Source organism: Arthrobacter sp. GAS37, assembly GCF_044908325.1.
Lineage (GTDB): Bacteria > Actinomycetota > Actinomycetes > Actinomycetales > Micrococcaceae > Arthrobacter > Arthrobacter ramosus.
The window spans coordinates 1-11,974 of the sequence record NZ_JBIYDB010000069.1; the positions used below are offsets into that span (position 1 = coordinate 1).

The 11,974-nt window shown below is 63.4% G+C and carries 11 protein-coding genes; 3 read left to right on the plus strand and 8 right to left on the minus strand.

Annotated elements, in window-relative coordinates; all coding sequences use genetic code 11:
• Positions 1-202: 202 nt before the first annotated feature.
• Entirely contained in the window at positions 203-2,311 is a 2,109-nt protein-coding gene (gene glgX / locus ABH924_RS24380; RefSeq protein WP_404503050.1) for a glycogen debranching protein GlgX, read from the minus strand.
• A gap of 280 nt (positions 2,312-2,591) precedes the next feature.
• Here glgX and ABH924_RS24385 point away from each other — a divergent pair, with 280 nt between their 5' ends.
• A complete protein-coding gene (locus ABH924_RS24385; protein ID WP_404503052.1) occupies positions 2,592-3,404 on the plus strand; it encodes a carbon-nitrogen hydrolase family protein in 813 nt (270 codons plus the stop codon).
• Between the two features lie 125 nt (positions 3,405-3,529).
• Here the strand turns inward: ABH924_RS24385 and rlmB are convergent, their stop codons facing one another.
• The 5 genes from rlmB to ABH924_RS24410 form a co-directional block, all read right to left on the minus strand.
• Entirely contained in the window at positions 3,530-4,525 is a 996-nt protein-coding gene (gene rlmB / locus ABH924_RS24390; protein ID WP_404503054.1) for a 23S rRNA (guanosine(2251)-2'-O)-methyltransferase RlmB, read from the minus strand.
• Positions 4,526-4,604: 79 nt separating this feature from the next.
• Positions 4,605-6,068, minus strand: a complete 1,464-nt coding sequence (gene cysS / locus ABH924_RS24395) for a cysteine--tRNA ligase (protein WP_404503056.1) — start codon at positions 6,066-6,068, stop codon at positions 4,605-4,607.
• A gap of 57 nt (positions 6,069-6,125) precedes the next feature.
• Entirely contained in the window at positions 6,126-6,635 is a 510-nt protein-coding gene (gene ispF, locus ABH924_RS24400) for a 2-C-methyl-D-erythritol 2,4-cyclodiphosphate synthase (RefSeq protein WP_404503059.1), read from the minus strand.
• A gap of 23 nt (positions 6,636-6,658) precedes the next feature.
• Positions 6,659-7,441 carry a 2-C-methyl-D-erythritol 4-phosphate cytidylyltransferase gene (ispD, locus tag ABH924_RS24405; RefSeq protein ID WP_234752530.1) on the minus strand — a complete coding sequence of 261 codons (783 nt, stop codon included), beginning with the start codon at positions 7,439-7,441 and terminating at the stop codon, positions 6,659-6,661.
• Positions 7,442-7,618: 177 nt separating this feature from the next.
• On the minus strand, positions 7,619-8,101 hold the full coding sequence (locus ABH924_RS24410) for a CarD family transcriptional regulator (RefSeq protein WP_011690592.1): 483 nt from the start codon (positions 8,099-8,101) through the stop codon (positions 7,619-7,621).
• Between the two features lie 295 nt (positions 8,102-8,396).
• Between ABH924_RS24410 and ABH924_RS24415 the strand changes: the two genes are divergently transcribed.
• Positions 8,397-8,951 (plus strand): hypothetical protein, encoded by a 555-nt coding sequence (locus ABH924_RS24415; RefSeq protein ID WP_404503061.1) that lies wholly within the window; start codon positions 8,397-8,399, stop codon positions 8,949-8,951.
• A 130-nt stretch (positions 8,952-9,081) separates the two neighbouring features.
• Here ABH924_RS24415 and ABH924_RS24420 read toward each other — a convergent pair whose 3' ends face one another.
• Together ABH924_RS24420 and ABH924_RS24425 are read right to left on the minus strand one after the other, a co-directional pair.
• Positions 9,082-9,762 (minus strand): response regulator transcription factor, encoded by a 681-nt coding sequence (locus tag ABH924_RS24420; RefSeq protein ID WP_059388662.1) that lies wholly within the window; start codon positions 9,760-9,762, stop codon positions 9,082-9,084.
• Positions 9,759-10,964, minus strand: a complete 1,206-nt coding sequence (locus ABH924_RS24425) for a cell wall metabolism sensor histidine kinase WalK (protein WP_234752558.1) — start codon at positions 10,962-10,964, stop codon at positions 9,759-9,761. Before ABH924_RS24425 ends, ABH924_RS24420 begins: the two co-directional genes overlap by 4 nt.
• 206 nt (positions 10,965-11,170) lie before the next feature.
• On the opposite strand from ABH924_RS24425, the gene phoU reads away from it, so the two are divergent.
• A complete protein-coding gene (gene phoU, locus ABH924_RS24430) occupies positions 11,171-11,824 on the plus strand; it encodes a phosphate signaling complex protein PhoU (RefSeq protein WP_234752529.1) in 654 nt (217 codons plus the stop codon).
• Positions 11,825-11,974 lie beyond the last annotated feature (150 nt).

Consider the following 11,974-nt stretch of genomic DNA (forward strand, 5'->3'; position numbering starts at 1 on the left):
CATCCTGATCAACCGCTCCGGATCCTTCGGCTACACCGTCCGGGTCTTCCCGAAGCACCCCTCCCTGGCCTCGAAGGCCGAACTGGGGCTGATCGTCAACGCGTAGTGACAAGCTGGCTAGGCGGGCATCGCCCGCCCAGCCAGTCGCGCTACTGCGGGAAGACCTCGTTGACGGCGTGGCTGATAGCTCTTCGCGGTGTCCCTAGGTGCGGTAGACGTTGATGGTGTTGCCTTGGACGACTTCCCGCTCGCCTGCCGCGACCAGCGCTCCTTGCCTGCGGTCATTGAGCTCGGACGTCGTCAGGCGTAGCTCGAACATCCGGCTCCCCGTTCCCGATTCGGCGAGCAGTTTGGGCAGGACGACCTTCTTGTCATCCTTGTTGCCGTTGATCACGATCAAGCCGCGGTAACCGCCGCCCTCAGAGCTCACCAAGAGCTGCACAATCCGCAGGGAGGGATCGTGCCAACGGGCCGCCGTCATGGGCTGGCCTTTTTCATCAAACCAATCCAGGCCCGTCCCGCTGTCCGGGAAGCAGGCGTCCTGGGCTTGCAGGAACTCTTTCCGGAGCCGTATCACCCGTTTGGTGCTCCGCAGCATGTCATGCGATTCGGGTGTCTGGGTCCAGTCGATCCACGTCAGGGGGTTGTCCTGGCAATAGGCGTTGTTGTTTCCCTGCTGTGTGCGTCCGAGCTCGTCGCCAGCGGTGATCATGGGTACGCCAATGGAGATCATCAACGTGGTCATGAGGTTCCGCTTCGAAAGGGCACGGGCAGCGAGAATTGTCTCATTTTCCGTGCGGCCTTCGAATCCGTGGTTGTAGCTGAGGCTGTTGGTCTGCCCGTCGCGGTTTTGCTCGCCGTTGGCCTCGTTGTGCTTACGGTCGTAGGACACCAAGTCGGCAAGGGTGAAGCCGTCGTGGGCCGTGACGAAGTTGAGCGAGGCGAGCCTGGAGCGTCCTGAAGGTTCAAAGACCCGGGCCGAGCCCGTCAAGGCGTCGGCGAGATCTCCCATGGTGCTTCCGGACATCCCGCCGTCGGCAGCGGCCCGCTCTGAGAGCCAAAAACGGCGCACGCCGTCGCGGAAATGATCATTCCAGTCCACCCATCCCTCGGGGAACCGCCCGGTCTGCCAGCCGCCATAGCCCACATCCCATGGTTCGGAAATGAGCTTGGTCTTGGAAAGCACCGGGTCCTGGGCGATCCTTTTCAAGAATGGGTGCTCAGGGTCGAATTCATTGCCCGCATTGCGGCACATCGTCACGGCAAGGTCGAAACGGAAGCCGTCTATATGGAATTCGTCCGCCCAATGCCGCAGCGAATCAATGGCCAGGTCCACCACCCTGGGTTCGGCGAAGTTAAGGGTGTTTCCGCAGCCGGTCGTATCAAGGTAACGCCCGTGGGCATCGTGGCGGTAGTACTGCCGCTCGCCCAGGCCCCTGAAACTAGAGGTATCGCCGTCGGGCCCGCCTTCCGCCGTGTGGTTGTAGACAACGTCGAGGATCACTTCGATCCCCGCTGCATGCAGGAGCTTCACCATGCCCTTGAATTCGTCCTGGACGGCGTGGGGGCCCGCCTGCTGGGCGGCTTGCGTGGCGTAGTCGGCGTGTGGCGCAAAGAACGCGGCGGTGTTGTATCCCCAGTAATTGGTCAGGCCCAAGTACTGCAGGTGCTGCTCGTCCATGTGGAAGTGGATGGGCAGCAATTGAACGGCCGTCACCCCTAATGAGTGGAAGTGCTCGATCATGGCGGGGTGTGCCATGCCCGCGTAGGTGCCGCGGAGGTGCTCGGGGATGTCCGGGTGCAGCATGCTTTGGCCGCGGACGTGCGCCTCGTAGACAATGGTGTCCCGCCACGGCGTGCGAAGCGGGCGATCGTCGCCCCAATCGAAAGCCGATTCCATCCGCACGGAGGTCAGCAGCTCTCGGCGCTGGTGCACCGCCTGACCGTAGGGATCCAGCAACAGCTGCTCGGCGTCGTCGGCGTCAAAGTCCGGAGCAGGAACCGACAATGGAATCGCGTCGTCGTGGGCTGCTGCGCGGAAGCCGTACCGGGTGCCTGGCGGCAGCCCGTCCACGATCCCGTGGTGCACGCCGTCCTCAAGGTTGGGCAGCGTGTGGACTTTCCAGGAGTCGCCGGGGGCTTTGTAGGCGATTTCGACTCGTGTGAGTCCGGGGGCCCACACGGCGACGTTGACCCGGTCCGGCGAGGGGGTGTCGCGGTCGGACTTCCCAGGCAGCGGAACACTCAGCCCGAGCGGCGACGGCCGCGAGGCGTCCACTGTAGATGCTGTGTCAAAAATCGGCATAACCATTAGTTGAGAGTTTAGTCTCCGACGCCAATTCTCCCCTGCCCGCGGCCCATATGACAGTGCCCACGCCCGGCGGTCGGAACCAAGCCGGCGGCCCCTGCGAACGCAAACAAGCCGCTCACCTGCTGAAACGTCGAATCACCCGGCTCGTTGCGATTTTCGTGAAACCGGTGGTTTGAGCGGATTGTGTCGGTTGCGCCGAATACGCCCGCCCGCGCGCATGAGTTCGTATCCTCAGCGCGCTCGTTGCATACTTTGGCTATACACCAATGTGGAGGTAATTGTGCGAATCGCTCTTGCTCAACTCATCAGCGGCCGCGAGCTAGCAGACAACCTGATCCTGTTGGAAGACTACGCCCGCCGGGCCAAGGAGGGCGGCGCCGAACTCGTGGTATTCCCTGAAGCGACCATGCGGGCGTTCGGGAATTCCCTGCTCGACATCGCCGAGCCCCTCGACGGGCCATGGGCCAGCCAGGTGCGGAAGATCGCCCAGGATCTTGGGATCGTGATCGTGGCCGGAATGTTCACTCCCGGGCTGGCCTCCGACGGCAGCAGCAACGGCAAGGTCCGGAACACCCTGATCGCCACCGGGCCCGGAGTGGACACCAGCTACGACAAGATCCACCTCTTCGACGCCTTCGGCTTTGCGGAATCGGACACCGTCGACGCCGGCACGGATCCAGTGACGTTCGACGCCGGAGGCCTCACCTTTGGCCTGACCACGTGCTACGACATCCGTTTCCCGGCCCTCTTCACCGCCAATGCCGACCGCGGAGCCGCCGTGAATATCGTGTCGGCTTCCTGGGGAGCCGGGCCGGGGAAGGCGGAACAGTGGAAGCTGCTCGCGCGTGCCCGGGCGATCGACACCACGACCTTCGTGCTTGCTTGCGGCCAGGGCGACCCCGTGACCCAGGGCCGTGAACCCAAGGGTGCGGCGCCCACCGGAGTGGGGCACTCCGTCGTCGTGTCCCCCTTGGGAAACGTGCTGGAAGAGCTCGACGCCGAACCCGGCCTCTTGTTCGCGGAGCTGGATGCCGCCGTCGTCGAGGACGCGCGGGTCAAGCTCCCGGTCCTGGCGAACCGCCGCGACTTCTAAAGGGACTTCTAAAGGGAACAGCAACGCTCGCTCACCAAAAGAAGTGAGCGAGCGTTGCTGTATTTGGCGCTATAAGTGAGCGAGCGTTGGCGGCGCGGCCGGCGGCTGTGCCGCCACCCAACCAGCTACTTGGTGGCGCGCTGCCTTGAGATTTCGTACAGGGAGATGCCCACGGCCATGGAGGCGTTGAGCGATTCCATGGCGGAGTCGATCGGGATGGAGATGATCTGGTCGCAGTTTTCGCGGACCAGGCGGCTGAGGCCCTTGCCCTCGGAACCGACAACAATGCACACGGGATCGGTGGCCAGCGCGAGATCCGGCAGCGAGACGTCGCCGTCGCCATCCAGGCCCAGCACGAAGATGCCCATCTGCTTGAACTGCTTGAGCGCGTTGTTCAGGTTGGCCGCCCGGGCCACGGGGACGCGGACCGCCGCGCCTGCGCTGGTCTTCCAAGCCGAAGCGGTGACGCCGACTGAGCGGCGCTCCGGGACAATCACGCCGTGGCCGCTGAAGGCGGAAACGGAGCGGATGATGGCGCCCAGGTTGCGGGGATCGGTGATGCCGTCGAGCGCAACGAAGAGGGGCGCGTTGGGGATGTACCCCTTCTTCCATTTGGTGACCGTCTCTTCGGCGAGGTCGTAGGCGTCCTGGTATTCGTATGGCGGGATCTGCAGTACGAGGCCCTGGTGGACGGCGTCTTCGGTCATGCGGTCCAGCTCGGGCTTACCGGTTTCCAGCAGCGGGATGCCACGTTCGGCAGCGAGCTTGAGGGACTCCTTGACGCGGTCGTCCATCTCGATCCGAATGGCAACGTGCAGCGCCTTCGCGGGGATTCCGGCGCGCAGCGCCTCCACCACGGAGTTGCGCCCGGTGACTACTTCCTCGGTAGCGCGGCCCTTCGGGCCTGAGCGGGCGCCCGGGTTGGAGCGGCTGGCGCCCCCGGCCGCGCGCTTGGCCGCGGATCGCTCGGCAAGCTGTTTGCTCTTGTACGCCTTGTGGTACTCGCGGTCCTCAGCCTTGGGGGTTGGACCCCGGCCTTCCAAGGCCTTTCGACCGTGGCCACCGGTTCCAGTGGTGGGGCCCTTCTTGTTCTTGACAGCCCGGCGACCGTTGTTGGCCATGAATTCCACCCTTGATTGTGTTGAGTACGTCTGCAATCAAGTCTACTGAATCAACTTAAATCGGGACGACGGCGGAATGTCAGTCCCGTTTCAGGCTCCAACTGGCGCCATCGGCGCCATCCTCGACGGCGATGCCGGCTGCCGCGAGAGTGTCGCGGATCGCGTCGGAAGCCGCCCAATCCTTGTTGGCCCGCGCCTCGGCGCGCGCCTGCAGCTGGGCTTCCACGAGGACCTCAAGGGCCTGGGCAGTCTCGGAGTTCTCCTGGACTTCGCCGCGGAGGTCGTTCAGCCCAAGCACGGTGGTCATCGCCATCACGGCCTGGAGCGCCTGCTCGGCCCCGGCGTCGTCCCCGGACGCCAAAGCGGTGTTCCCGGCCCGGACAGTCTCGTGCAGGGCGCCGAGGGCCTGCGGGACGTTGAGATCGTCATCCATGGCAGCAGCAAAGGCATCGGGCACAGGGCTGGACTCAGGGTGCGCGGCGAAGTCGCCGCCGAACTTCTTGGAAGCCTTCGCGACAAAACCATAGATGCGCTCCACGGCAGCCGCGGCCTCCTGAAGCGAGGTTGGCCGGTAGTCCAGGATGGAGCGGTACTGCGCCTGGCCAAGGTAGTACCGGACAACGCGCGGACTTGCGAGCTCGAGCATTTCTTCGGGGCTCACCGTATTGCCCACCGACTTGGACATCTTTTCGCCCTCAAAGGTGACCATGCCGTTGTGCAGCCAGAAGTTGGCAAACGCGTCACCCGCAGCCTGCGATTGTGCCATCTCGTTCTCGTGGTGCGGAAAGCGGAGGTCCAATCCGCCGCCGTGGATGTCGAACTGCTGGCCCAAGTACTTCGTGGCCATAGCTGAGCATTCAAGATGCCAACCCGGCCGGCCGGTTCCCCACGGCGAAACCCAGCTCGCCGTCGTCGGCTCCCCGTCTTTGTAGCCCTTCCACAGGGCAAAGTCGCGCGGGTCGCGCTTCCTGTTGCTGAATTGAGGCTCGACGTCGGCGGCTCCCTGCATGTCGTCGATGTTCTGGCGGGTCAGCGAGCCGTACTTGCTCCAGGAGCGGACGTCGAAATAGACGTCGCCGGAGTCGTCCAGCGCAGGGTAAGCGTGGCCTCGGTCGATGAGCCTTTGAATGAGGGCGTGCATCTCCGGGATGTGGCCGGTGGCACGAGGTTCGTAGGTGGGGCGGGAAACTCCGAGGACGTCGTAGGCCTGCTCGAATTCCTGTTCGTAGCGGTAGGCCAGGGCCCACCATTCTTCCTCGGCCTTGGCTGTGGGTTCCTCTGCCCAATCCGGGCCGAACGACTGCGCCGACTTGGCGAGGATCTTGTCGTCGATGTCAGTGACGTTGCGGACAACGGTGACACGCAGGCCTCGGTATTCAAGCCAACGGGTCAACTGGTCGAAGGCGATCGCCGAGCGGACATGCCCCACGTGCGGCATCCCCTGCACCGTGGCACCGCAGTAGTAGACGCTGGCCTTGCCGGCTTCAAGGGGAACGAAGTCGCGGACTTCGGCGGATGCAGTGTCGTAAAAGCGCAGGGTCACCGCTCCAGATTAGCGGATGCGCACCATCTGGCTTCGTTGCACACCATCTATCGCTGTTTAGTCGCTTTCGCTTTGGGGCGCTGCCGGCACGGCGTAGACGAGTGCAGTGGCGACGGCGGAGATGCCCTCGCCACGCCCTGTGAAACCGAGGCCATCGCTGGTGGTCGCAGTGACGCTGACCGAAGCTCCTGCGGCGGCGCTGAGGACACGTTGCGACTCTTCACGCCGCGGCCCGAACTTTGGCCTGTTGGCAACGAACTGCACTGCCACGTTGCCGATCTCAAAGCCGGCAGCCCGGACAATCCTGGCCGCCTCCCCCAGGAGTTTCACCCCGGACGCACCTGCGAACTCGGGACGGTCGGTGCCAAAATGCGTGCCGAGATCACCAATGCCGCAAGCGGAGAAGAGCGCGTCAGCGGCTGCATGGGCGACGCAATCGCCGTCGGAATGCCCTGACAGTCCGCGTTCCCCCTCCCAAAACAGCCCGCCGAGCCATAACGGCTGCGGATCGTTCTCAGGTGCGTAGGCGTGCACGTCCACCCCGATGCCCGTGCGCGGCAGAATCATGGCCGCGTTTTGCGAGGCTGCCATCAGCCTTCCACCCAGCGGACTCCGAGCGGCCCTTCCAGCAGACCCTCGGCAATGATGAGATCCAACGGCGTGGTGATCTTCAGCGACTGGCTGGCGCCCCGCACCGCGTGGACCGGCACGCCCAGGAGCTCGACGAGCATGGCGTCATCCGTGACTGCCGCCGCCTGCTCATCGTCGAACGTCGCGGCCGCTGCGTGGGCGCGCAACAAAGTCTCAAAGTCGAATCCCTGCGGAGTCTGCACCGCACGAAGTTGTTCGCGCGGGGCGGTTCCGGTGACGATCTCCGGTGCGATTCCGGCGTCGTCCCCGTCAGTTTCGGCAACCATCTTGACGGTATCCACCACCGGAATGGCGGGGATAACCGCCTTGGCGCCCGACGAGAGCGCCACGGCAACGCGATGGAAGACACGTTCGGGAGTCAGCGCACGCGCGGCGTCGTGAACCAGCACGGCGCGCGTTCCCTCAAGGACCGCCCCAAGGGCGGCGCGGACCGAAGCGGCACGGGTGGATCCGCCGTCGACCACTGTGATCAGCGGACCGTCAACGCCCAGTTCCTGCCGGAATTCCTCGCAAAGCTCGCGCAGCTCCAGGTCCCCTGCGGGGACGGCCACGCAGATCTGGCGGGCAACGTCCGCCGCCGCGACGCCGCGAAGGGCATGGGTGAGGATCGTTTCGCCGCCCAGCGGAACTTTCGCCTTGGGCATGCCGTAGCCAAGGCGCTCCCCCGAGCCTGCCGCAACGACGACGACGGCGGTGGCCTCGCGCTGGGATGGTGTAGTCATGCGCCCAAGCCTACGTGGTGCCCACCCGCCCAACTAGCTGGCATTAGGTGTCGCTTTGAGCGCCCAGAACGACACCTACTGCGAGTTACTTGGGCTTTGGAACGAGCAGTAAGGCTTTTGGGCAAATGGAAACCCCGGCGGCAGGTTGCCACCGGGGTTCAAATCTTTGAATCTCTGTTAGGAAGCCAGAACTTCGTCGAGAACGCTTGCGGCCTTCTCTTCGTCGGTCTTCTCAGCCAATGCCAGTTCTGAAATCAGAATCTGACGGGCTTTGGCCAGCATTCGCTTTTCACCTGCGGAAAGGCCGCGATCGTGATCACGGCGCCAAAGATCGCGGACGACCTCTGCAACCTTGATGACGTCGCCGGAAGCAAGCTTCTCCAGGTTTGCCTTGTAGCGACGGGACCAGTTGGTGGGCTCTTCAGTGAACTCGGCACGGAGAACGTCAAATACGTGCTCCAAGCCTTCCTTGCCCACTACGTCGCGGACCCCAACAAGGTCTACGTTTTCTGCTGGAACTTCAATGGTCAGATCACCCTGAGCCACCTTGAGCTTGAGATACATTTTCTCTTCGCCCTTGATAGTGCGCATCTTGATTTCTTCAATTTTTGCTGCACCGTGGTGAGGGTAAACTACTGTCTCGCCGACCTCAAAAACCATGTGGACTTTCCCCTTTCCCGCAGACCAGTTTATCACGCTTAAGGCATACGATTGGCACGGAAAGGGGTCCCGAGCCCTGTAAATACGCGGAAAATGGCCTTTTCGGCCCTCCGGCACCCTCTTGACGGGAGGGCATAAAAGTGCATAGGACACAGCGTTCCGGATGACCCTACTCCTTCCGGAGGGCCGCCACAATGGTGATCGGAATCCTTGTTCCTGCTAGTTTGCCGATAGGCTATGGCTGAAAAGTGTTCCAATGACTCTTAGAGGAGTACGTGTCGTGCGCATTACTGCGATGAACCGTGTCCAGCGCGGCAAACTGGCGATGGCGGCGGCCGCCATCAGCATCGGTCTCTTGTCCGTGACCGGCTGTGGCTATATCAACCCCCAGCAGACCAACGAGCAGTATTCTCCGTCTGACGGCGTCAGGGAAGACCTCGGTCCGCTTCAGCTGCGCAACATGCTCATCGTCTCCACGGATGCCAACAAGCCCGGACGCGTCATTGGTGCCGTGTTCAACACCTCCTCAAGCGATGCAACCCTGACCATCAGTGGCGCCGGCGGGTCACAGGCGACCATTCCGGTCAAGGCCAAGTCCCAGACCTACCTCAACGAGAGCACGGACGCCGCAGTTCTCAGCACGAGCGGCGGAGCCCCTGGTTCCATGGCTTCCGTGACCATCAAGACCGGCTCCGATTCCCGGACCGTGCAGTTCCCGGTCCTGGATGCTTCGTTGAAGGAATACGCGAAGTACCTCCCCACCGCTTCCGCTTCTCCGAGCCCCTCGGTCAGCGGTTCCACCGGCTCAAGCAGCAGCGCGACCCCGACGCCGAGCGCCACCGGCCACTAGCCCGCCAGCGGCCTGCGCCGCTCGGGCCGGCAACAAGCCCGGCGCCACAAAGACAAAAGGAAGGGCTCCCGCGATGGGAGCCCTTCCTTTTCGTTGTTGCTCTAGCAGGGTGCTCTACCCGCGCGGCTTCCTACGGCTCGAACTTGTAGCCCAAGCCCCGAACCGTCACGAGGTAGCGGGGAACCGAGGGGTCAGGCTCGATCTTGCTGCGCAAGCGCTTCACATGGACGTCCAAGGTCTTGGTGTCGCCCACATAGTCGGAACCCCAGACGCGGTCGATCAACTGTCCGCGGGTGAGCACCCGGCCCGAATTGCGAAGGAGCATCTCAAGGAGTTCGAATTCCTTCAGCGGAAGCGATACCTGTTCGCCGTTGACGCTCACTACATGCCGCTCGATGTCCATACGCACCGGACCGGCCTGCACGGTGGATGTGATGAGTTCCTCCGGCTCGCCTTGCCGGCGCAGCACAGCACGCACCCGCGCCACGAGTTCCCTGGAGGAGTACGGCTTGGTGACGTAGTCGTCCGCGCCGAGCTCCAGGCCAACCACCTTGTCGATCTCCGAGTCCTTGGCCGTCAGCATGATGACCGGGACGCTGGAACGCTGGCGCAGTTGCCTGCAAACCTCAGTGCCAGGGGTCCCCGGAAGCTGCAAGTCCAGCAGCACCAAATCGGCCCCGTTGCGGTCGAACTCCACCAAGGCGTCACTGCCGTTGTCCACAACCTGGACATCGAAGCCTTCCTTGCCCAATAGGTAGGACAGGGGGTCGCTGAACGACTCTTCGTCCTCCACGATCAGAATCCTGCTCAAGCGCCAGCTCCTTGCTCTAGGGCGCGCACAGCGCCCGTCGTTTGAATCACGTTTCGGGGCTTCGCCCCGGCGTCGTCGTCCTCCTGGCCTTCCATTTCCGGAAGGCGGATGGTGAAAGTGGAACCTTGGCCTGGCTGGGACCAGACGGTGACCTCGCCGCCGTGGTTGGACACTACGTGCTTGACGATACTCAGTCCCAAACCTGTTCCCCCGGTCTGCCGGGACCTCGCCGCATCCACGCGGTAGAAGCGTTCGAAGATGCGCTCCTGGTCCTCGGGGCTGAGACCCTCACCCTGATCTGTAACGGAAATGGCCACCACGCCCTCTTTGGCGCGGACCCCAACTCCCACACGGGTGTTCTCCGGCGAATAACGAATGGCGTTGTCGATCAGGTTCCGCAAGGCGGTCACCAACAGGTCCTGGTCGCCGAACACCATTGTTTCCGAGCGTCCGCCGACTACGATCTTGATGTTCTTGAGCTCGGCCGGGAGCTGCGAACGATCCACGGACTCGGCGATCACCGTATTGATATCCACGGCGTGCCCTTGCTGTGCCACGTTGGCGCCCTGAAGCCGGGACAGCTCAATGATGTCCTGCACCAGTGCGGCCAGGCGTGTCGATTCCTTGTGCATGCGCTTCGCGAAGCGACGCACGGCTTCTTCGTCGTCCGGGCTTGCCTCAAGCGCCTCAGCCAGCAGGGAGATAGCACCCACCGGCGTCTTGAGTTCGTGCGAGACGTTCGCCACGAAGTCGTTCCGGATCTCTTCGGTCCGGGTGATTTCGGTACGGTCATCGGCCAGGAGGACGATATATTCCCATCCGAGCATGGCTGCCCGCACCTGCACCACAATCGTTCCCTTGCCCAGTGGACCGCGGGGCAACTCGAAAGTCTTCTCCAGGATCACGCCGTCGCGCCGCACTTTTGCGGTCATGTCCAGCAACTGCTTGTGCACCACCGTGTGGCCCCTCACGAGCCCGTATGCGTAGGCCGCGGGACTGGCCCGGACCACGCCGTCGATCGCGTCCACCACCACGAAAGCGCGTCCGACGACGGACAGCACCTCCGCGGCTCCCTCCGGAAGCAGGGGCTCCGTGACGTCCAGATCCACGATCTTTCGCTGCCGTTCACTGAGCCTGAACGCGAGCACGCCAAAGACGCCGCACGACAGGCCGACTAGACCTGCGATGACACCGATGAGCACTGGATCCACGGATCTAGCTTATGCGCTCAAAACACTGCAAAATATGGAACGGTCACCAAACGGCCCCGATTCAGCTAACGTTCACCTAAAGGTGCGCAATCGTTCATTGACCACTGCCACCCTTACTAGTTGGACCGTAGTTAGCTGTGATGATTTTCGCGCCGCCAGAAGGGTGCGGAGGAGATTTCCAAGGAGAGGACGCCACCGTGCGCAAGGTTTTTCAGGAGGAGCTCATCCAGGTCGGTGAGGACCTCATCGAGATCTCAAAACTGGTCACTGAGGCGATCCAGAACGCGACCACCGCATTCGAAGGTGCCGACGTAGATCTCGCCCAGGATGTCATTGCCGCCGACGCCCGGATCGATTTCCTGCAGAACGGCCTCGACGAACGGGCGATCGACATCCTGGCCCTCCAGGGCCCCGTGGCAAGCGATCTCCGGATGATTGTTGGCTCCCTTCGGATGAGCGCATCCCTGGAGCGCATGGGTGACCTCGCCCGGCACGTGGCCCAGCTGGCCCGTTTGCGCTACCCGGCCACGGTCATCCCCGAGCAGCTGACGGCAACGTTCAAGGACATGGCCCGCCTCGACCTCGAAATCGTCCAGAAGGTCACCCTGCTCCTGGAGTCACGCGACCTGGAAGTTGCCCGGGACATCCTCAAGCTCAACATCCGGGTAGACGACCTGCACTTGAGCGTCTTCAGGGCAATCGCAGATCCCGCCTGGGCCGAGGCTGCCGCCACGACAGTGGATGTGGCCCTTGCCAGCCGCTACTTCGAGCGCTTCGCCGACCACGGCGTCTCTGTTGCCCGCAAGGTGACCTACCTGGTCACCGGTGAGTGGCAGCCGGAAGGCTTCTAGCCAGTCTTAACGAACAACGACGGCGGCCGGCCCCCCAGGGGGGGGGGGGCGGCCCCCCGGGGGGTTTAAACAGGGGATTTTTTTGCGGTGGGGGCGACACCCGGGGTTGGGTCCCCCCCCGCCGCACGGGGGGGGGTGGGGGGGGCCGCG

Excerpts from the sequence above, each read along its gene's own strand:
- glgX (WP_404503050.1), bottom strand. The coding sequence starts at position 2,311 with ATGGTTATGCCGATTTTTGACACAGCATCTACAGTGGACGCCTCGCGG.
- rlmB (WP_404503054.1), bottom strand. The coding sequence starts at position 4,525 with ATGGCCAACAACGGTCGCCGGGCTGTCAAGAACAAGAAGGGCCCCACC.
- ispF (WP_404503059.1), bottom strand. The coding sequence starts at position 6,635 with ATGATTCTGCCGCGCACGGGCATCGGGGTGGACGTGCACGCCTACGCA.
- ispD (WP_234752530.1), bottom strand. The coding sequence starts at position 7,441 with ATGACTACACCATCCCAGCGCGAGGCCACCGCCGTCGTCGTCGTTGCG.
- ABH924_RS24410 (WP_011690592.1), bottom strand. The coding sequence starts at position 8,101 with ATGGTTTTTGAGGTCGGCGAGACAGTAGTTTACCCTCACCACGGTGCA.
- ABH924_RS24415 (WP_404503061.1), top strand. The coding sequence starts at position 8,397 with ATGAACCGTGTCCAGCGCGGCAAACTGGCGATGGCGGCGGCCGCCATC.